Annotated in this window: 10 protein-coding genes and 1 pseudogene; 3 read left to right on the forward strand and 8 right to left on the reverse strand. The window is 60.0% G+C overall.

Annotated features, from left to right (window positions below; translation table 11 throughout):
• Positions 1 to 123: 123 nt before the first annotated feature.
• The 5 genes and pseudogenes from AC6JAM_RS03475 to AC6JAM_RS03495 form a co-directional block, all read right to left on the reverse strand.
• A complete protein-coding gene (locus AC6JAM_RS03475) occupies positions 124 to 876 on the reverse strand; it encodes a hypothetical protein (protein WP_497934064.1) in 753 nt (250 codons plus the stop codon).
• 904 nt (positions 877 to 1,780) lie between these two features.
• The gene (locus AC6JAM_RS03480; RefSeq protein WP_497935885.1) at positions 1,781 to 4,888 is read right to left on the reverse strand and encodes a DEAD/DEAH box helicase; all 3,108 of its coding nucleotides are present in this window, start codon (positions 4,886 to 4,888) and stop codon (positions 1,781 to 1,783) included.
• A 154-nt stretch (positions 4,889 to 5,042) separates the two neighbouring features.
• The gene (locus AC6JAM_RS03485; RefSeq protein ID WP_497935887.1) at positions 5,043 to 9,653 is read right to left on the reverse strand and encodes a DUF1998 domain-containing protein; all 4,611 of its coding nucleotides are present in this window, start codon (positions 9,651 to 9,653) and stop codon (positions 5,043 to 5,045) included.
• A gap of 144 nt (positions 9,654 to 9,797) precedes the next feature.
• A pseudogene (locus tag AC6JAM_RS03490) lies at positions 9,798 to 10,394 on the reverse strand (DEAD/DEAH box helicase); the annotation flags it as partial.
• The gene (locus tag AC6JAM_RS03495; protein ID WP_497934065.1) at positions 10,391 to 13,486 is read right to left on the reverse strand and encodes a hypothetical protein; all 3,096 of its coding nucleotides are present in this window, start codon (positions 13,484 to 13,486) and stop codon (positions 10,391 to 10,393) included. The gene AC6JAM_RS03495 and the pseudogene AC6JAM_RS03490, both read right to left, overlap by 4 nt.
• Before the next feature lie 241 nt (positions 13,487 to 13,727).
• On the opposite strand from AC6JAM_RS03495, the gene AC6JAM_RS03500 reads away from it, so the two are divergent.
• The 3 genes from AC6JAM_RS03500 (at position 13,728) to AC6JAM_RS03510 (ending at position 17,718) form a co-directional block, all read left to right on the forward strand.
• Positions 13,728 to 15,410, forward strand: a complete 1,683-nt coding sequence (locus tag AC6JAM_RS03500; protein WP_497934066.1) for an NERD domain-containing protein — start codon at positions 13,728 to 13,730, stop codon at positions 15,408 to 15,410.
• A gap of 312 nt (positions 15,411 to 15,722) precedes the next feature.
• Complete coding sequence (locus AC6JAM_RS03505; protein ID WP_497934067.1) at positions 15,723 to 16,889, forward strand: hypothetical protein; 1,167 nt, start codon at positions 15,723 to 15,725, stop codon at positions 16,887 to 16,889.
• A gap of 193 nt (positions 16,890 to 17,082) precedes the next feature.
• On the forward strand, positions 17,083 to 17,718 hold the full coding sequence (locus tag AC6JAM_RS03510; RefSeq protein WP_497934068.1) for a hypothetical protein: 636 nt from the start codon (positions 17,083 to 17,085) through the stop codon (positions 17,716 to 17,718).
• A 255-nt stretch (positions 17,719 to 17,973) separates the two neighbouring features.
• Here AC6JAM_RS03510 and AC6JAM_RS03515 read toward each other — a convergent pair whose 3' ends face one another.
• Genes AC6JAM_RS03515 through AC6JAM_RS03525 form a run of 3 tightly spaced genes read right to left on the reverse strand, consistent with a single transcriptional unit; the run spans position 17,974 to position 21,039 of the window.
• Positions 17,974 to 18,753 (reverse strand): carbon-nitrogen hydrolase family protein, encoded by a 780-nt coding sequence (locus AC6JAM_RS03515; protein WP_497934069.1) that lies wholly within the window; start codon positions 18,751 to 18,753, stop codon positions 17,974 to 17,976.
• A gap of 48 nt (positions 18,754 to 18,801) precedes the next feature.
• Positions 18,802 to 20,151 carry an APC family permease gene (locus AC6JAM_RS03520; RefSeq protein WP_497934070.1) on the reverse strand — a complete coding sequence of 450 codons (1,350 nt, stop codon included), beginning with the start codon at positions 20,149 to 20,151 and terminating at the stop codon, positions 18,802 to 18,804.
• 9 nt (positions 20,152 to 20,160) lie between these two features.
• Positions 20,161 to 21,039, reverse strand: a complete 879-nt coding sequence (locus AC6JAM_RS03525) for a carbon-nitrogen hydrolase family protein (protein ID WP_497934071.1) — start codon at positions 21,037 to 21,039, stop codon at positions 20,161 to 20,163.
• Positions 21,040 to 21,050 lie beyond the last annotated feature (11 nt).

Below are 21,050 nucleotides of genomic sequence, written 5' to 3' on the forward strand. Positions count from 1 at the left end.
GGTACTACCTGAGCGTCTTGTATCGACGAGAGCGTCCCACTCGCTGCTGCAGTGCGATGGCCGGATTCATAGGCCATCATCGGTGAGCGCATGGCATGTACGACTTTCGATGCCGAAGTCGAGCTAATGAGTAAGCAAGATTGGCCGCACCAACAGATCAATCGCCCCTATGTCTGCATGGCGAACGTCCTCGACGATGCCGACCAAGCGCCCTCGCTTTATAACGTTGCTCGGACTGTCGATGACCGCGGCGCCCGTCCTATGGTTGTGGTTGAGAGTGTCGACCAAGTCATTAAAGAGATCGATTTGTCGTCCGGAGCGCATCTCTTCCTCCAGAGTCGTATCAAGCATCAGAAATTCGCGGTCGCGCTCTTCTTCAGTCAAAATGCCTAGACTTCGGTACAGCTCGGCCCGTCCTTCGGGAGAAGAAGGGAACCAAGTTCCTGCCACGGGCTTCTCGTCCCCAGCCCAACGCCAGTAGTTGTCGACAGACCCTACCCCGGTGACGACGACTGAAGGGCCAACGCCGTGCGGAGCTTTATGTCCCCTCATAAGAAATGTCCAGATGGACTTGGTTGATCCACCGACTCCGAGAGTACGTACGGCACCGAATGAGACTTCTGTAAGTTCAATATCTACCAGGTCTTGGGCTATTGAGCTTTCAGGCCTGGCCCACCTTCTGCCGGACTTAGCTGCGGCTTTAAGTAGCTCCTCCCGGCAAGTACGGGGGCGGCCAAGTCCCAGTAGAGGCATTTTTCCCTTTACGCCGGGAATGATGTCAATTTCTAAAGAAGGAGAATCGGAACGGGACTCCGCCATAGTTGTCGTGTGGCCCAGGTATTCTTGCGCTGCTCTTGCAGAAAAGTAGACTGTCATGTCAAGATATTAGCGCCCTGTGGCTGCAGGCATTATTGCTGGTCCCAAGGGCAAAGTCGGAACCGATACTTAAGCTTCCCCAAGGCTCGTCTCCCTGATATGCCGCGCCTACTCTGACTGCCATGCGGTACACAAGCCGCTTCCGTACCTAGGTGCCGAATTATCACGAAAGAAGTACAGTCCCGTGCGCCGCATGACCGTCGCCTTCCGGTGGTGGCCCATCTACAGCATCGGGGCCTTGAGTCGCGCCTATCAGGGACAGGACCGTGGCACGGTACAAGCGAGGTTGCGTTGTCATATCGCATTTTTCTCCATTTGACTATTTAGTACGTACACGTAGCCGCGTGCAAGAAGAACAATCTAGTATAAGAATGCGCGGGTTAGCTAGTAAAGGCCGGACCACCATCTGTAAAAGGTACCCCAGGTTAGGGGATCCTCTCCTTTACTCTGCACAAACTTACTCAACGAAGGAAGAAGATTGGCGTGTTCAACCAATGCCTCCGCGTAGATTGGAGCCTCAAGCTGGGCTAGCATTCCATTCGACCAAATTAGCCAAGTCCTATCTGTTATGTAACCCTGCTTCCGTAAGTCAATTTCATCTTCGGACAAACGAAGATATGCCATTGCAAGACGGGCCTCTTCGCGCGTGGGATCAAAATTTTCACGATTCAAATACATCCGGTCTGTCATAGCGTCTAGAATTCGCCAATACCGCTGGACGTACATGTTCTCAAATTCTCTGTGCCGCTGCGTTCGGGCACTTATCACTTGAAGGACTGCAAATATGACTGCCACAGCGGTGATAATCGTCCCGACATCGGCCCAGTCACTGAGGCTCATACATCCCCCGGGTTCCGTTGGTTTCTTTCTATTCTCGTCATGTAGCAGTGACCATGAAAACCCATCACTGCGCGATCGCTGCCGCGGTCGCATACACATCTGCGGGCATCGCCCGGTGAAGCTTCCACGTGATCGCAATAGGCTTCTCGCCAGAGTGCTGCACGTAGTCCACTTGGCCGAGGCAGGTGTACGGAACAGTCAAACCGGTCTCGTCGTCCGCGGTGTCCCTCGTGAAGATCAGAACCCGAGAACCATGCGAAACCCGGTCAAGGTAGCGGCGCCCGGTCGGGCTGCTCGGCGAGGTAGCGTTCTGAGACTCCCAGTGGAACAGCTCAGGACTGATGGCGTAGTCCTTGTACATTGTGGTGGCCGAGTGCTTTTTGTCGTCCTTGTTCAGGGTGACAAAGAAGGCGTCGGTAGCCGTCGCCGGACACCATGCGACGCCTTCCCGGTGCTGCACGTTCTTGCCGTGTTCCAGCGAGCCGTACTGCAGCGCCGCCAGCACCTCCTCGCGCCGGTACGTGGCATGCGACAGCAGCGGGATGTGCTGCATCCCAGCGCCAAGACTCTTCGCTGCATGTTTCGACGCCGTCACTCCCAGCTTCACCACCTGGCGGATCTCGCGGCACACAAACTGGTAGCCGCGCAGATGGTCCAGGCCGCCGTCGTACGTTGCAAACCCGCCGCCGTCATCCCATAGCGTGTAAAAGAGCATGCGCGCGAAAGCCTGCTCACGCATGCCGAGCTCCGCGTAACGGGGCGCGTCGGGAGCGACCAGCATGGAATAGGCGGCCGCACGTTCCGGATCGTCCACGTGAATCAGCGCGGCCATACGGCCCAGCAGCTTCTTTTCCTCCGCGTCCGACAGCTCCTCGAGCTTCCCGCGCAGCACGGTCTCCAGGGGTGAAAGCCCCTCGATCAGCCCAGCCTGCCGGAGGTAGCCGGTCCACGAGTCCCTGGTGGAACGGTAGATCGTCTTCACGTCATTCCCCGACCGCTCCAGATAGGCCTCCAGCTCGGTCTCGGCGTACGAGGCGATGTCGCGGAGCAGCTGCGCCCGGTTGAACCGCAGCTGTGCCTTGATGTTGTCCAGCACCACCTTCTGCGTCACCCGGTCCAGCACGATCTGCGAGCCGGACGGCAGGTACGGGAACTCATCCTCGACAGCCTTCTCCAGCTCCTTGCGGCCGTACCCGGTCAGCGCGCGGTACCGCAGATCGAAGCGGAACTCGCGGCGCTGCTGGCCGATGAAGTCCAGGACGGTCAGCACGGCCTTGCCCTCGGCGCGCCGCAGCCCGCGGCCCAGCTGCTGAAGGAAGACCGTGGCGCTCTGCGTGGGCCGGAGCAGCAGGATGGTGTCCACCTGCGGCAGGTCCAGCCCTTCATTGAAAAGGTCGACGGCGAAGATGCAGTTGATCTCCCGCTGCCCCAGGCGCCGGAGGGCTTCCTCGCGGGCAGCATTGTCAGTGGTGCCGTCGACGGCGACGGAGGCAATACCGGTCCTATTGAACACCTCGGCCATGTAGCGGGCGTGCTGGACGGAGACGCAGAAGCCGATTGCCCGCATCTGGTCGGTGCTGGTGACCTTGTCCTTGAGTTCGCGGATCACCTTGGCGGCGCGGGCATCATTCCCGGTGTAGAGTGCACTCAGCTGGGCGGTGTCGTAGTTGCCGCGTTTCCATTCCAACTGGCTCAGGTCGACGTCGTCTGAGACGCCGAAGTAGTGGAACGGCACCAGCAGGTCGGCGTCCAGTGCATCCCAGAGGCGCAGTTCACTGGCGGTGCGGCCTTCGAAGAACTGCTTGGCGACGTCAACGCCGTCGCCCCGTTCCGGGGTCGCCGTGAGTCCGAGGAGCTGCTGCGGTTTCAGGTAGTCCAGCAGGCGGCGGTACGTGGGTGCCATGGCGTGGTGGAACTCGTCGATGACAACGACGTCGAAGAAATCCGGCTCCAGCTGCTCGATGCCGAGGGAGGACAGCGACTGGACGGACGCGAAGATGTGCTTCCACTCTTGCGGCTTGTTCTCCCCCACATAGAGTTCGCCGAAGGCGCCGTCCTGCATGACGTCGCGGTAGGTGCGCATCGCCTGTTTCAGGATCTCCTGCCGGTGGGCGACGAAGAGCAGCTTTAAGTCTTTGTCGGCAATTTCGCTGAGCCGCTTGTAGTCCAGCGCTGCGATGACGGTTTTTCCTGTGCCGGTGGCAGCGACCAGGAGGTTGTGGTTGAAGCCCTTGAACCGCTCGGCTTCCAGATCCTCCAGCATCTCCTCCTGATGGAGGAACGGCTGAACCTCAAGGCCGGTGGCAGCATCCGGGGCAGCGGTTCGGTGGCCGCCGTTGCGTTCGAGGGCAGCGTCCAGCTTTTCGCCGTCGCGTTCCGGATCGTAGCTTTGGAAGGCACGCTGCTCCCAGTAGCTGTCGAAGGTGACCTCAAATTTCTGCAGGAGGGCTGGCGTTGCAACGGAGCTGAGGCGGACGTTCCATTCAAGCCCGTCGAGGAGCGCAGCCTGACTCAGGTTGGAGCTGCCGACGTAGGCGGTGTCGAAGCCGGTGTTACGGCGGAACAGCCAGGCCTTGGCATGCAACCGAGTTGCCTGCGTTTCATAGCTGATCTTTACCTCGGCCCCGTACCGGTTGACGAGCTCGTCAATGGCGCGGCGTTCGGTGGCACCCATATATGTGGTGGTGATGACCCGGAGCTTGGCGCCGCGCTCCTTGAGTTGCGCAAGGGCAGGCTCCAGGAGCCTGAGGCCGGTCCAGCGGACAAAGGCGCATAGGAGATCAACTGTGTCAGCGGACTCCATCTCGGCTCGAAGTTCGGCGGCGAGATTGGGGTCGTCCTTGCTGTTAGTCAGCAAAGCGGAATCGCTCAGTTTGGTGTTGGGGCGGCGCAGGTTGCGACGTTTGAGCTTATCCGGGCGATGGAGCGACTGGAGCTGGGTTGGCCCCGGTGCGATGCGGTCTCGAGTGTCCAGTTCCTGAAGGAGCCTGTTCGCGAGCGCGACGCGATCTGTGGGTTTGGCTGAGGCGAGGGCTCGCCGGACGGCGTCGGCGACGTGGCGGGCGAGTACTTCCGGGGAGTCTTCGTCCTCTACGTCTGCGAAGACTGGCTGGAGTCCTTGCTCTTGCTTCAGATGGTCACCGAGCACATCCGTGTTGAGCAGTTCGTACATGCCCTCGGGCAGCCGCTCCGCTGCCAATCCCCCAAAGAAACTAGTCACTGCGCCAGGCTACTAGCGATCACCGTCGGAGCACGGAATGGCGCGGATCAGCTTAGCCAACGAACTTGTTGAGCGAGCTGACCCGCGCAATCCTCGGCCAGCCGTTTCAGAGGGCGGCAGCCTCGCGTTCTATTGCGGAAACGAGAACTGGGAGTGCACGCCTGTCGAACTCAAAATGATCACTTATAGAGAGTCGATAGCCGGGTAGCTCCATTTTTGCCTCGGCTATGGCGGTTTCCCTTCGTGGATCTTTGACATCGGCGGCGCCGCGGAACCAGAGCGGATGTCCCACAAGAACACCGACTTTCTCATCGGGGATGAGTACGATCGGAACATTCAGAGATCCCACCGGCACGACATCGCATGCGGGGTCGATGGACTGTGCCGCCGACTGAACCTCTTGCCTGCGGTCGAACCATCTAGCCAGTCTCAGTTCATCCCCCGCACATAAATCAAGCATGTCGAGCGCCAACCGCCAGTCAAGTACGCCGTGGAGCCGTTGATTGTCCCACGACCTAAGGCAATCGGGGCAGGACGTGGAACATCCGGCATGACTGTCGTCTTCGTACATGAGACGCAATGTCTCACGAGTGGAGCGCAGCAAGTCCTTGAAATTTTCCTCTTTGGCTATCTCCACGGCGTATCCGGCTCCGTTATCCAGGCTGTCGGCCAAAAACACTCTCGCGGTCGGCTCCCCCGAAGTAGTCAGGTGCTGAAGGCCCGCCTGCATCTCCTGTGGATCGATATCCAACTGGGCCTTAACTCCAGCACGCATCACCTCAGCAAGCGACCAGAGGGCAGACATTCCTGCTGGCAGCACTCCTCCAGAGGTGGGAATGCCGCCGCTGGGCGTCTTCAGCCGGGTCAATGCGACAGTGACAGCATCCGTCGTGCGGATCTCCCCGATGGCGCTCTTTCCGATGTCGATGCCCGACGTAGGCATGTCCTTCCAACCACGCGTGTAAATCAACTTGTCTACCGCCACCACAGAACCATCGCCCTGCCGCTTAAGATCGAATAGACGTCCCCGGTTGTCGTTGTACTGCAGTAACTTTCCCTGCTCATACAAGCGGACATCGACACCTAGGACTTCTTCTAGCGCCGTCTCCCTTTGCGCGGAAACGAATGTAGGAAGACTTTTGGATTGTGCCCGCGAGCTGTCGATACGATAGGGGCGAGGCTTGTACGTCGTTCTGAACCCCCGCGGCTCAAACATGGAGAACCGAACGACTCCAGAACCGCAGTTCTCACACACGTCATTCACCTTTCGGTCAATGAACGTTGTTGCGCACTCCGTACAGGAAACAACCTCGTGGGCAGCTCCAAGCGGGTCGACGGGTACCCATGCTTTGCCCGCCTTCTCGTAATGTGCGAAACCGGCTGCTGTATGAACCAACCCGTCCCGGACAACTTCGGCGCCCGGCGCGTAGTTTGTAACAGCCATGGCTAGGGGTCGGTCAGCAACAACGTTGTCGTCCAGCACCCGGCCCATCACTTCACCGTCATACAGATTGCGCACTCTCGTCGGAAAACCGAAGAGCGGAAGAAGACCGCCCAGCGCCAGGACCAGGCTAAGTTCCTCGTCGCTTCGTTCCGGAAGTGCAATTATTCGATCCACTTCTAGGACAAGTTCACTACGCGCCCAACGCTCGAGCTCCAAGACTTGCGCCTCAGTGAGCTTGGTGTAACGGCTCAGCTGGCGAACGATCTCGCCCACGCTCGGATGCGTAGTCAGCCATTCAGCGACGCCTGGCCGATAGTCAAGCCACGAGTCGACTTTTCCGAAGGATCCATGAAGGCTGTTCGGAGTCCATTCTGGACCTCCCCCAACGGATGAGAAGGCACGCTTGAGCAGCTCGGACGCCGCGACGCGCTGTACGATTCGTGTACGCCCCAGGTCCAGGAATGGCTGCGGCGGAAGATCACCCGTCATTCTGTAAGCATTGTTGTAGTAGTACTCATCGTGGGCCGAGTCACGGCACGACGTGATGGCAAATGAGAACGCTTGCCCCGCGCGGCCGGCGCGTCCAACTCGCTGCTGGTAGTTGAACCGCTGGGGAGGCATGTTGGCCATGAGAGTAGCGTTGAGCGCACCAATGTCGACCCCGACCTCCATCGTCGTCGTGACGCTTAGGACATCCAGCTGGCAGGTTCGGGAGTTTTCTTTCGGCGCTGGTAACTGGATGCCTTTAAACCAGCGCTGACGCTTACGTTGTTCAGAGGCTGGCTTGGTCTGGGCGGTCAGCTCCGCGACTGCTATTCGTCTTAGCTCCTGGCTGGCAAGCCACCTGTAGTAATCTCCGCCGCTATCTGCTGCTCCATCGCGTCGTGACAGTGCCGAAGACTGGCAACCCTTATTGGCGCAGACACCCGCCGAGCCGTGAAGGTGGACAAAGCCACAGCGGTCGCAAATCCAGACGTGAGCGTTGGGAGGGGCAAAACGTATGTGATTGGTTGCTCCGTGTATCTTCAGGATCCAGCCGTCATGAGTCAGCCCCTGGCTCCTCAGGGCCCCGTATACCCATGCCTCCAGGGTTTCACTGTCGACATTGTGAAGGGCTGAAACTCGTTTCAAGTAGTCCCGGACAGCGGTAGGCGTTTTGATCCCGTCCGCCCTTGCGGCGAATGAACCCTCGTAGTTTAAATCCAGGCCCAACAACCGCACGCAGCTTGCAGCGACCTCGCTGGCAAGATCATCGTCGAGGCCGGAACCAGTACCCGAAACCTCAGCACGGATCCAGGCAAGTCCGGTTGATTCAACATCGCGTCGGCCGGCGTCGAACACTTGTCGCGCCAACTCCTTGTCCAGCAGATTGCCTAGCTTCTCTTGTGCAACAGCCGAGGAAGCGGCATCAGCCTTTATCCAAAGGCCCGGTTTCGGCGGGGCATAAAAGGTGTACCAGGGCTCCTGGTTGAACTTCTGGGCAAAGGGCGAGGGGCCCCCCGGGCTGATTCCTAAGTCGATCATCTGTGTTTCGATGCGAACTCGGAGGTCGTTCCATGCGATGGATTCGGACCCAGCTGAATTCAGATCCGACAGTATCTGATAGTCCGCCGGGGTGGCCACACCCGCAGTTGCACGCACGGTCGCTGTGAGCGCTTCGGGATTCGTCTGAAGTATGTGTTGTGCTTGGGCGAGTTCAGCCGGCTTCAGAGTCGACGGGTCGGAGGTGAAGCGTCGAAGGATATCCACGACATCTGTGTCCGCTGCGTCTGAGAGACCTCTTCGGAGCATTTGGACCAAAATATCGCTGTACTGGCGGGTCGCCAGGGAAGCGGCCGTCCGGGCCGCAGAATCTCGATTGTCCGTGAACACTATGGTTCGGTAGTCCTCCGGGCGCTCACCAAGGCTCCGAGGGAGCTGACGCAAGTATATGGAGGTAGTTTGTGCGGGAGATGTTGCGTGGCCCTGCAGCGGCGATGCGACTTGGCCTTGGATAAATTCAGCAGTTTGCCGTCCCTGTTGGCCGCATTGGGGGCACCTACCTGGGATGGCGGGCGTTGCGTCGGCGTCGCCCTTGCCGCTGATCTGAAGCACCCATCCATTTGCCCCGTCTGGAGGCCCCACTTCAATGCGGCCGCTAGTTTCAAGTCGTGCTCGAACCCAGGCAACATCAAATGAGTGGCTTGACCACTTACTGCCGGCGCCGACGGGAGGCTGGTCTCCGTGAGACGGCCAAAACCATCTGTACATGCCGCGATTTCGGCGTGTTACCAATCCCGGCGCGTCTGACAAGATCCCCGCTGGTGTCGCACTCAGGCTCTCTGTTCCGTCGCTGAAGGGCAAAACGTAACCGCCCAGGCTCGTATCGCCGCACTCGCCACACAAGATGAGCTCTAGGACTCGGCTGCCACAGTCATCACAGACCGACGCGGGTTGTCCGAAGAGTTTCCCGACGTTGCGATGTTTGTCTCGTCGCTTAGCCGTCACCCCGCAACAATGAGCGTTGCTGCATGCCCACAACCCTGACAGGACCCGCGCAAAGATGTGCCCGCGCAGAGGGACACCAACCTGTTGCCCGAGTGCCACAGCTTGGAATACTGCCTGAAGTGCTTCCCCTTCAGGATCCGCGCTGCCGAACAACCTTTGCGAAATAGTTTTGAGGAACTGAGCCCGATACCTGCCTTCCTCCTCCTCAAAGCATGCCACCGCAATTGCCTCGGAGAGTTCGGCAGATCGCTTTACCAAGGTGCCCGCCGCGTGTTCGCTGAGCACCTGGTCCCGGCTAATTGGCAGAGAACTCGTAATTGCACTGGGCTGCCCTGCAGTGACAAGAAAGCTGTTCTTCGACGATCCGAAGAACTCCTCCAGGAAGTTCAAGCCTTCATCGTCTTGAGTCAGTGACGCGCTGGCGGCGATGATGCGTAGCTGCGGACTGTCCGGCTCCAGGCCTAGCCGACTCATGAGTCTGCGTAAGAGAAGTGCAACTTCACTTCCGGCGGAGCCTCTGTAGGAGTGGAGTTCATCCACTGCCAACGTGAAAACGTGATCCGGCGATTGAGCAAGCCATTCACGTGTCTGCCGGAAAAGCGGTGCTTCAAAGTCCCGCATCAAGATCGCGTTGATCATGGCGAAGTTAGAAACCATGACGTCAGGTGGGTCCTGAACCATATCCCAGCGGGTGACCATCTCATGAATCGTCGGGTCAGTGAAGAGGGACAAATCGGCCTCCTCCACGGTTCCAGCGGACACGAGGCTCTCGTACTCCTCGGCCATCTCACGTAGTTCTTGGATTACCCGAGAAACAGCACCCGACTTCAGGGAGGGGGCTGGGAGTTTGTTAGTTCCGGGTGTGGCGCCCGTGTACCTCCCAAACCAGAGGCGTGCTTCTGGGCGCATCTCTGAAATCCTCCGAAAAGCAAGGCGCAGACGCGTGAGCTGATCCTCAACTAAAGCGTTAGTGGGGTACAGGATCATCGCCCGAACTGCAGCCTTGCGCTTCTCGTTCTTCCGCATCGGGCTGAAAGTGTCCCCAGTCCACCATCTGTTGACAGGCCCAGGCCTGCTCCAGCCCTCTGATTCCTCCACTAGCCGCAGCAAGATAGGCAAGAGGATCGCCTCGGTCTTGCCAGAGCCAGTGCCCGAGGTAACGACAACGTTTCTTTTGCCCGCCTCCCCTGCTCCTCTGTTCGTCAGGATGCTTGTCGCTTGATGTCGCCGAACTCCTAGCCGTTCCCCAGGCCTCACATACTGTCTAAAAAACGCGTCTCCAACGGTACGTCCAACCGATTCTGAATATCCCGCGGCCGTGGCTATGTCGACGAGGTAGTCAGTCGTCGGATAGGGAATGACAGGTTCTACCAAGGGCTCCTGAAATACCTGGCCGGGCGCAGCTAGAAGCTCGTCCCGGTCTGCAGCAAGACCGGTGGACCGGAGGCGATAATTCGTGGAAAAGTACCTTGAAAAGGCTTCTTTGAGGTCATTGCTGACGCTGATGGGATTCGGGTAGTGGTTCATGATGTCAGCTTTCCAATCATGGCTTCCGCAGCGGCCGCGGGTACGTTGAAATAGTTCAGGGAACGGTCGGAAGGCACGATCCCCGGTAAATCGCCGTCGCCCATTACAGCCGCTCTGCCATAGATGCCGGGAAGTTCGGCTCCGACCGGGACCGATAGGGTCCCTGCCGCTGCGTCATAGGAGATTAGGGGACGTTTGGCTTCCAGAGCGGCAAGGTGTTTGCCGAGCTGCACGGTCACAAGGGCTGCCGCCCCGTTGGCAATGTCCTCTGCATTGCGATAGTAGTAGCGCGAGCTAAAGCTGCGAGAAACGCGGTAAAGGCCCGGGAATTGTGCAGCCTCAAGCTCCATCCAAGCGGCAGAGCGAGTATCGAAATACTCATAGCTATTCGCGAATGGCATCTCCCGCCGCTCTAACCCAGCGGCTACGGATGAGAGCGCAGGCAAGACCAGCGCAAGTGAATGTGAGGCGTGTGGCACGAAGTCGAACCCGAATTCATCGGCAACTTCGGCCAAGTCCTGGACCGAAAGATCGGCTACTGTGCGCTGGGCCTGGCGGTGGGGCGCTTTGATGGTCACCGAAGCCCCTAAACCTTGAAAGGCTTTCATCGCCTTGTTTTCCAGGTCTTTGGGCCAATAACCGGTAAGCAACCACGTCCCATTCGACAACTCGCCCATGCAGGTTGCTGCTGCTTCCCAACGGATCGCTTCGAGGTCCGCATTTCTTTCAACCTCGAGGATCCCCAACGCCTCAAGGTCGAGGAGGAGCTGATTCTCGAATATGGCGGAGTCTTCGAGCTGGCGCGCGAGAACCGAAAATTCGTGACGCGAACCTGCACCAAGATAGAACAGGGAGTCGATTAGAGGTGTCCAGGGAACAGAGGCCGCCCGGAGTGCCGGGAGAGCTGTTTTTTGGCGAGGCGCTGCCCCGGTTCCATTCTTGCTCTTCATTGCCCGCGTCGGGTAGCGCTTACTCATTCCGCACTGCGTGCAGACGCCATACATCCATCTTGATTTCGGCCACTTCCCGTCGAAAAGCGGCAGACTCCAGCGATGGCGCCCCGTTACGACGCAGGAATCTGCCGCCGGTCCGCGTACGATCAGAGTCGACGATTTCGGAGTGATTTTCCCTTCCCTGTTCCAGTCAGGTCGCTTGGACACCGTGCGGCGCATATAGCCAACTTCGGGTGCCGAGACAGCGATCCCGTCAATACCCGGGGCGGCGGCTTCTGCACTAGGGACGCTTCGGATTACCCACAGCTCGTCTTGCAAATCATGGCATAGGGACCTGAAGCGTTGTGAGCTGTCGGGACTCGGTGCCAACGAGCTTCTGAGCTTCACCGCTACTGTCTGCAGGGTGGTTTTACCCCGTCGAAGAGCAAGGGTGAAGTCGTCCACTCCCGGCGGGATCACGTCCATGTCAACCACGGCGGGCACAGCGAGTCCCGACCTGATTACCGTCTCTTCAGTCTGAAGAGACTCTGCGTTACGGGTCAGCATTACTAGGTCAACCGGCTCGTCAGTTTCAGAAGCGATTATCACCTGGATTGGACTCAAAGCGCTCCAACGCGGTACTCGTCCTGGCAGTTTAAGGCCACCCGAGACCGTCATCTGAGTAGACAGCCTCGGTTGAAACGCGGATAGATCGGCTCCCATCGCAAGGGAGGACTCCGGCGTGCGCAAGAGCATGACGTCTTTGTATACGGTCCAACCGACGGGTACACCTTCGGCGCCGCCTGGAACTGCCACGTAACCCGGCTGGGCTGAATAGGCCAGAATTTTGGAGACGGCGGCTACCAGCTGCGGCTCGTCCTTGACCAGAATGCGTGAAAGGACAGCTGCATTAATCCGGTCTGATTCTACGTAAGCCGCCGAAAAGGCATCCCGGGTCAAAATAATGACATTCTTGGGAACTCGCTGCCATTTGGCGCCACTAACTACTTGGATCTGCAAATCGCCGCACAGGGCTGAGCGCACATCCACGCCAACCACTCGCAAGTCGAAGCCGGCGGAATCCACTCCTATGAGATCTAGTGCGAACTCCCGCAGAGCCCCATCAATGCCCTCTATACGGCAAATATCTCCCTGAGACGCGGAAGATCCCACCGTGACTCCGAAGCGCATTTCTGTACGTAGCCCTGCCCTGCTGTCTCGCAATGTCAGGAGCGCACGAAGGTTCCTCTTTCCGGTGCCGTTTTGGACGCTGGTGTTTCTTTCGGAGCCTTCCCAAGTGGCGAGCTCCGCAAGCGCGATTTCAACTATTCGGCTCTGCAGCTCTGGTGAAGACCACATTTTGCGGAGTGCTGCGTTCGCTGAAGTTCGCGACGATGCAACCCAGACGTCCATAGCGCCGTGCATATCGACGTGGGAAACCGTTGTTCCCGCCGTAAATCCTTGTTCCTCAAACATCTTTTTGAGATTGCGGCGCTCCCGCTCACGAACCAGCGCCTGAGAGATTGGGAGTCCAACGTAGCGATGCATCAGGGCGTAGGCGCTGGGCAGACCTAGCTGACCGTCATGGTCCTCCAGCCACAAAGAAAGAGATTCCCAGAATGCTTCGCTTGATTTGGTGAACGAAACGCGAAATCGGCTAGATTCCTGTGGAGGTACGGCCAAAAACCCTTCTAGGCTCGCGTAGTAGCTCGACTCAGAAGCCCCCGAATTAACACTTGCGCCGCCCATGCGCTCAGCTGCCGACGACAGCAAAACCAACAGCGCGATGTGAGGAGGAGGCGGTACTGCAGCTGATTCTCTGAGTGCCTTTCTTCTCTTGGCCACCCACGACTTCGTCAGGAGTTCGAAGTTGGCAAAGCATGCCCGGCCAGAGTCTTTCCAGCAAAGATATCCTCTGACAGCGTTGGCTAAAGATTGATCTGCTTCCTCAGCCCGGACGCCCACAGCACGGCAAGCGTCTAAAAAGGCGTCATCGTCCTTATCCAGGTAGACAAGCTTGCCGGCTCTGTCTTCGTTGAAGAACGCCTCCGCCAGGGCATCATTCCATTCGTCATACCCCACGCGTTGCACAGACGTAGCAAGGTCAGAGGTGGGCACCGCGGCTGGTGTAAGACCCAAAAGAGCCTCGTAGTTCGACATTCTTATCCCCATTGATTCGGCAAACACGCATCCCAGGAGTCGTCGAGCCCTCTGCTAAACCTGACAACGTTGCAAACTGAGCATATGAAACCCGATAGGATAAAACGCACAGAAATTGATTCCTTTGTCAAAACTGCGCCAATCTTGATTAAAGTTGAGTTTCTCTCAACTAACCTGCTGTTCGGACTTGGGAAACTTTCTTCAGTATTCGCCGGGCTCATTGACAGGTATAGGGGCGACAATGAGGTGCATTCCAGAGGAACCCGACTTCGGTGATGGACACCACGCCGAGAAGGCCGTGTGGACCGCTTTACAGAACACCCTCCCCGACGACTGCGTCCTAGCCCACTCGGTCCACGTCCGCGATGGCCGCACGGAGTACGAGATTGACCTGCTCGTCCTCTGGCCGAACGTCGGCATAGCCGCGATCGAGGTCAAGGGCGGCCAGGTCAGCATCACGGATGGGCAGTGGTACCAGTCGGACCGAAGCCAAAGGCGAAAGATTCAAAGCCCCGTGGCGCAGTCCCAGAGCTCGCTGCACGCGCTCAAAAACTGGCTTGCGGACCAGCTCGGTACGCGTGTAAGCAGCCGCTGCGCGTACATGGTCAGCCTTCCCTATACGGATGTGCCGCGGAACTGGACCATGGCCGGCTGTCCCAGGCCGCTCATCCTCGACCAAACCGACAGCAAGTCCCCTGCCGAGCTCGTCCGCCAGGCCATCGAAAACGAGGGCGGCGGTGCCGCGGCACTTGCCCCGGCTTTCCTGGAACGCATCGGCCGCAAGCTGGGCGGCAACCTGGACGCCGCCGTCGTACCTTCGACCACCTCGCAGGAGGATGAGGCAGCGCAGGACCACCTCACCGAACGCCAGTCCGTGCTGCTACAGGCCACCCGATCGCTCCCCCGTATCCGCTTCACTGGTGGTGCGGGCAGCGGGAAGACCTGGCTTGCCGTCGAGAAGGCCAAGCTGCTGAGCAAGCAGGGAAAACGCGTAGGCCTCTTCTGCTACAACAAAGGCTTGGGGCAATACCTCCAGGACCGCGTGGCCGCGTGGCGCCAGGCCAAGCCGGTGTTCACGGGTGAGTTCCATGAATACGTGCGCGGGCTCGGCGTTCCAGATGGTTCAGGGCAGGAGTATTTCGACGTCGAGATGCCTCGCCTCCTGAAGGAGTTGGCGTCCGGAATGGCGCCGAACGAGCGGCTGGACGCTGTCGTCGTCGACGAAGCGCAGGACTTCGCGCCCCTCTGGTGGGACGCGCTTCTCGCCTGCACCACCGACATCGGCGCGGGCGTTTACGCCTTTATGGATGACCGGCAGGACGTCTACCAGCGCTGGGGAGGAGCGACGGCAGATCTCGCCCAAGGCGCGATGGCCACCCTGGTACCCATCCACATTGACGACAATCTCCGCAACACCCGGAAGATCGCCGAGATCTTCAAACCGTTTGCGGGCGAATATTTCACACCGAGGGGCAGCACCGGCCTGCCCGTTCGTTTCGTGGACTGCCCGACCGAGGATTCGCTTGACGTCGCCGCAGACTGTGTCGAGGCGCTGATTGAAGAAGGCTGGGCGAACAACCAAATCGCACTCCTCACCACCAAAGACCGCCACCCCATTCATTTGGACTACTTCGAACGCGGCGCCACGGAGGAGTACTGGCGGGACTTCCATGCCAATGAAGGTGAGTTCTACGGCCATGTGCTGGGGTTCAAGGGCCTGGAGCGGTCCGTGGTTGTCCTATGCGTCAACGGGTTCAAGGACATGGGCCGTGCCCGGGAACAGCTGTATGTCGGGTTGTCCCGGGCGCGGAGCCTGCTGGTGGTCGTCGGTGAGTCCGGGCTGCTGGAGCAGGTCGGCGGGCGTGAACTAAAGCTCGCGCTGTCCCGCGCCCAGGCTTGGCAGCCGGTGCTGAACGGTGGCTAGTGACGGCGCCCAAGCGCATTCCTGTCCTGGACGTCACAAAAACGGCCAGGGTGGCTTCGAATCAACAACAGGACACGGCCATCGGTACGGGATATGCATCCTGATCTCCGTGTTGCAGTAGCTACCATCGCTAGTAAAGACATTCATTCTCTGAGGGGACAAAGCGTGACCGGTGATAATCAGGACCTCGTGCCAGTGTGGGCGCTCTCTACGGAGCGGGTCAGCGTGACGAACGTCCTGGGCGAGGGAGAGATGACTCCGCCTCGACTCGCGGAACTACGGACCGTCCTCGCAGCACTTGCTGATGCACCCGTGGCCACACTTGAGGCACATCCCATAACCACGCCACGTGATCGAAAGGGTGCTATTCCACTGGGATCGGCCAGTCCCCTCGCGCAACAGCTAGCCCAGCTCGTCTCCCAGACAGCAAAAACTGCCCCCTCAAAGCTGAACATCGAAGCCAGCGGTGAGGTTCTTTACAGGATGGTAGTGCCGGCAAAGGTTGCCGCTCAGGTAGGAAGCGGACTCGTGCAGCCCATGACTTCGAAGGCGGTGGCGGGAGGCATCCACAGCGCTCTTCGCACGTCGAGCGGCATTGCAGCACAGGCCACTTTTGTTCCGGTCGCCGGCCAGGCAGCGGTCGCGGGGGCAGCCACGGGATCCGCGGCAACCGCTGGTGTCGCGGTCGTTAGCGCGGGAGCGCTGACCGTTGCTGCGCCCCTCGTACTAATGGCAGTTGCAGTGGGCGTAAGCGCCCACGCTGAACATCAGCGACAGCAAGCGATTGAGCGGATTACCGACCTACTAGAACAGCTCCACGACGACAAGCTCGAGCAGGAACGCAGTGAGCTCGGCGCTTGCCGTGACGCCATCGATAAAGCAACCTCGGTCCTTCTCGACAGGGGTAGGGTAGGCGCTTCCTTGGGCCTGGATTCCTCTTCCTACGCAATTAGCGTGGCCATGCACGCAACAGAGCGGAGACTTAGCAAATGGCAGGAGGCGCTTGCCGCGCTGCCTGACGGACAGCCGGTTGAGCTGGATCAGCTGACAAAGTCATTTCCCGGCATCAATGCAGAGGGCGGAGCGTTTCGAGCCCATCTCGAAATTGCACGGCTTGCTATTGCGCTTAAACGCCGGGTGCTGGTTCTCCAGGCCGTCGAACACGCTCAACAAGACGCGGAGAACCCTTTCAGGAGCTTCATCGGCGCACTTCGGGAGGACGAGCGCCGTGTGAATGAATTGGAATCGGGCATCAACTCCGTTCTTTCCCGGTTGTCCGGGCTAGAACTAAAGCGTGGAGGCGGTTTTCTAAACATCATGGTTACTCAGGGCGAGGTGGACAACCTGCTGAAGGCTGCTTACCGCTTGCGTGATTTTGGGACCGGTTTGAACGGGGGCCACAAAGAAGCTGACGTTGCAATCGAAATCGAACGAAGCAAGGACGGATCGATTGTCGTATTCCCCGCAGTCGCCGCCTAAGACGGAGGCCAATTGCTGCTTCACAACGGTTGCAGCCTTGTGTGTGCCAACGTTGAAGCATCCAGCGCGGCTGGCGCGGTGCCCTCGACGGGAAGAGATCTCGTCGCAGTCTGTTGAACCGGCCTAGCCGCTTCATTAGATGACTAGGTTTATCAGCGATTTGGAGCTTACTGATATGCAGGACTCTACTTCAATGTTTCTCCAGATCTTGAACGCTTTTGGTGCCGTGGCAACCCCTATCGTCGTTGTAATAATCGGCTGGATAGTAAGTCGTAATCTTAAACGTCTAGAGAACCAACAATGGCGAAATCAGGAACTCATCAAGGTTCGTCTTGGTTATTATCAGGAGTTAGCGCCCTCGCTTAACGATCTTTTTTGCTACTTCACCTTTGTAGGTAACTGGAAGCAGCTGAGCCCAGTTGACGTGGTGTCACTAAAGCGCCAACTCGACCGAACCCTGTATTCGGCAGCGCCGCTCTTCAACAGCAAAGTGATCGAGGCGTACGATACGTTCACAGAACTTTGCTTCCAAACCTTTAACCGTTGGGGGGATGACGCCAAACTGCGAACGGGTTTCTATCATCGAAGAGAACATTTCCCGGGACAATGGATGCCTGAGTGGGATCGGTATTTCGACCGGAAGATTGATGACTCTGTTACGGCCGTCGAGCTCGAGGCCGTAAGGGCAGCATATACAGCAATTCTCGCAGCATTGGTTGGGGACATGGACCTCACGAGAAGCCGGACCGACTACGCGAGCGCTGCTGTCGCAGCGAACGCGGACGTGTGGCGCAGAACGCCCATGGAAGACGTCCGCGGAGAGCCATGACATTGTGGCCAACCATCTGGAGCAAAGCCCTCGCCCACTGCAGCGCCTGCTTGGCAAGCAAGTGCCCCAAGGCGATGCCGGACTCCCGACCGGTTGGGGAAGAACTTCCGGGAGCCCACAGACCTGCGCGGCCTGATAATGTTCTCCAAGTCCACGCAATTTGCCGCACTTCCGCATTGGCCGGTCGCGGCCAGTTCGCCTACATGGAATTGCCTTGCCTTAGCCGTGTTTTAGCCGATCTCAGTACCGACGCCTCTACAACCGCCGCTGCCGGAACATCGGGAACGACTCCCGCACCCGCTCTACCGTCTCCAGCGAAACCTCCACGGCCCGCACCCCAGCAGCCAGCCCGAGGTCAGCTTCGACAACCCCCATCGGATCCACCAGCACGCTCCGCCCCACCGACACCGGCGGCGCCTGGCACACCCCCGCCACATACACGCTGTTCTCGATCGCCCGCGCCGCGTTCAGTGCCAGCCACTGTTCCGTCTTGTGCTCGCCCGGCACCCAAGACGAGCACACCAGCAAAACCTGTGCGCCGGCGTCGGCCAGTGACCTGGCGAGTTCCGGGAACCGCAGGTCGTAGCAGGTCATCAGCCCGAACCGCACTCCCCCGTGCTCGAATACCACAGGCTCAAGAGACCCGCCCGGCTTGATGAACTCGGACTCCCCCAACCCCTGCGCGTCGAAAAGGTGGATCTTCCGGTAAAAAGCTAGCCTGCCGCCGTCGGACCCGAACGCCACCAGCGTGTTGTACGCCCTGCCCGGCTCGTCCGAGGTCTCTACCATGCCCGCCACCAGCGCGATGCCGTGGCGGCGGGCGGTGGCTGCAAGCTCACGGCAGACCGGCCCGTCCAGCGGCTCCGCCACCGCCGGGAACGTCGCGTCTACCTTCTTCTTCTCGTACGTGGCGTACTCCGGGAAGGCGACCAGCGCAGCGCCGTCGGCCGCCGCCTCGGCGGCGAGCCGGTCGATCGCGGCGAGGTTCGCCTGGATGTCGGCGCCCGACGCCAACTGCCCCAGCGCTATCTTCACAACAGTTCCTTCCCACGGCCCAACAGCCGGAGCCCAACTGACCAAAACTCAGGCGGCCGCCTCGACCGTCGCCTTCTCGGTGGCCGTCATCTCCGGCGGCGAGGCCTTGAACCCGCGGGTGATCAGGGCCAGGACCAGCACGCCCAGCACCAGCCAGGACACCCCCAGCGTAATGGCGTTGCTGTCCAGCTGGGAGAGCAGGTAGGCGCAGATGATCGCGCCGATCACCGGGACCACCACGTAGGACACCGGGTTCAGCTGCAGCCCGGCCCGGCGCTGGCGCACGTAGTGGAACACCACCGAGGCGTTCACCAGCGTGAAGGCGGTGAAGGCACCAAAGTTGATGAACGACGTCGACGTGGCCACGTCCAGGAAGATCGCGATCAGGCCCACGATGCCCGTGACCACCAGGTTTGCCACCGGGGTGTGGAACTTCTCGTTGAGCCTGCCGAAGACGGCCTTGGGCAGGACGGAGTCGCGGCCCATCGCGTACAGCAGGCGGGAGGCGCTGGCCTGCGCGGCGAGGCCGGAGGCGAACTGCGCCACCACCAGGCCGGCCAGGAACACGGCGCCGAACAGCTGCCCGCCGATCTGCAGGGCGATGGAGCTGGCCGCGGAGGCCGAGTCCTCGAACACGCCGCCGGGGTGGACCAGCTGGGTCACGTAGGACACGGCCACGAAGATACCGCCGCCGATCAGGGCCACCAGCATGATGGCGCGCGGCACGGTGCGACGCGGGTTGATGGTTTCCTCGGTGAGGGTGGTGACGGCGTCGAAGCCCAGGAACGAGTACGCGGCGATGGCGGCGCCGGCGGAGATGGTGGTGAAGCTGGCGGTGTCGTTGAAGAACGGCTGGCCGCTGGCAAGTCCCCCGGCGCCGTTGGCGGACACCACGCTGCCGATGGCCAGCGCCACGAAGAACACGAGGACCAGCAGCTGGAACGCCATCAGCACGTAGTTGGCCTTGTCCGCCACCTTGATGCCCAGGATGTTCAGCAGCGTGGTGATGACGATGAAGCCCACGATCCAGACGCCGATGGGGACGCCGGGGAACTGGGCGGTCAGGTAGGAGCCGCCGATGAGCCAGATGACCATGGGCAGGAAGAGGTAGTCGAGCAGCACGGCCCAGCCCACCAGGAAGCCCACGCGGGGATCGATGGAGCGGCGGACGTAGGTGTAGGCGGAGCCGGCCACGGGGTAGGCGATGGCCATCCGGCCGTAGCTGTGCGCGGTGAACAGCATGGCCACGAGCGCCACGAGGTACGCGGCGGGCGCGGCGCCGCCGGTGGTTTCGGCGATGATGCCGAAGATCCCCAGGACGATGATGGGGGTCAGGTACGCCAGCCCGAACAGGACCAGCGAGGGCAGCTTCAGCGTGCGGGTGAGGGTGGTTGTCACGGTGTTTCCTTAGGGCTTGTAGGACGGCGGTGTCCAGGTGGCCGGATTGATCCGGCCTTGGTAGACGGAAAGTTCGACGGCGGGCTCCCCCTCGCGGAACTGCGACCAGGGGCGGTTGAGGTTCTCGGTGCCGTGCGTGCGGACATGCTCGATGGCGGCCAGGTCCAGTTCCGCGGTGAGCAGCACCGGCTGATCGTCCGGGGACTCGGCAAGGGTGTTGCCCTCCGGGTCCACGATGATGCTTTGGCCCTTGCCGGTGGGGCCAGCACAGTTGACGCTGACCATGAACACCTGGTTCACGATCGCGTTCGCCTTGGCGAGGACGAGCTCCTGTTTCCGGTCCGGCGTCGTGGTTTTGACGACGTTGAGGATCACCTCGGCGCCCATCCAGGCGAGCTGGCGGGACACCTCCGGGTACCAGGCGTCGTAGCAGATGTTCAGGCCGACCCTGCCGATGCCGGGCAGGTCCACGGTGGTGAACCGGTCGCCTGGATCGTAGGGCTCGAACGGGCGCCAGGGGAAGATCTTCCGGTAGTAGCCGGCGAGCTCCCCTTCGGGGGACAGGACCAGCTGGGTGTTGAACAGCTGGCCTTGGGGGCCGCGTTCGCAGACACTGCCGGGGACCAGCCAGATGTTGAGGTCTTTGGCGAGCTGTTGGAGTTCTTTGACGCGTGGGCCGTCCAGGGGCTCGGCGCTCGCCTGGAGCATTTCGGTTCTTTGCAGGTCCGGGTTTTGGTCGCCGAAGAGGTGCAGCTCGGGGAAGACGACCAGCTTGCTGTGCTGCTGGGCTTCGAGGGCTGCTTTGACCTCATCGGCGAACGCCGAGACGGGCTCGCCAATGAGCCGCGGCCGGGACTGGGCGGCGATGAGGGGAAGGATGCGCTGCATGGGTTTTTCTC

This window comes from Arthrobacter sp. GmRoot5-12 (assembly GCF_059739365.1).

Coding starts and splice junctions, on each gene's coding strand:
- AC6JAM_RS03510 (WP_497934068.1), top strand. CDS start 17,083: ATGTTTCTCCAGATCTTGAACGCTTTTGGTGCCGTGGCAACCCCTATC.
- AC6JAM_RS03480 (WP_497935885.1), bottom strand. CDS start 4,888: ATGTACGAACTGCTCAACACGGATGTGCTCGGTGACCATCTGAAGCAA.
- AC6JAM_RS03485 (WP_497935887.1), bottom strand. CDS start 9,653: ATGGCCGAGGAGTACGAGAGCCTCGTGTCCGCTGGAACCGTGGAGGAG.
- AC6JAM_RS03475 (WP_497934064.1), bottom strand. CDS start 876: ATGACAGTCTACTTTTCTGCAAGAGCAGCGCAAGAATACCTGGGCCAC.
- AC6JAM_RS03495 (WP_497934065.1), bottom strand. CDS start 13,486: ATGTCGAACTACGAGGCTCTTTTGGGTCTTACACCAGCCGCGGTGCCC.
- AC6JAM_RS03500 (WP_497934066.1), top strand. CDS start 13,728: ATGAGGTGCATTCCAGAGGAACCCGACTTCGGTGATGGACACCACGCC.
- AC6JAM_RS03525 (WP_497934071.1), bottom strand. CDS start 21,039: ATGCAGCGCATCCTTCCCCTCATCGCCGCCCAGTCCCGGCCGCGGCTC.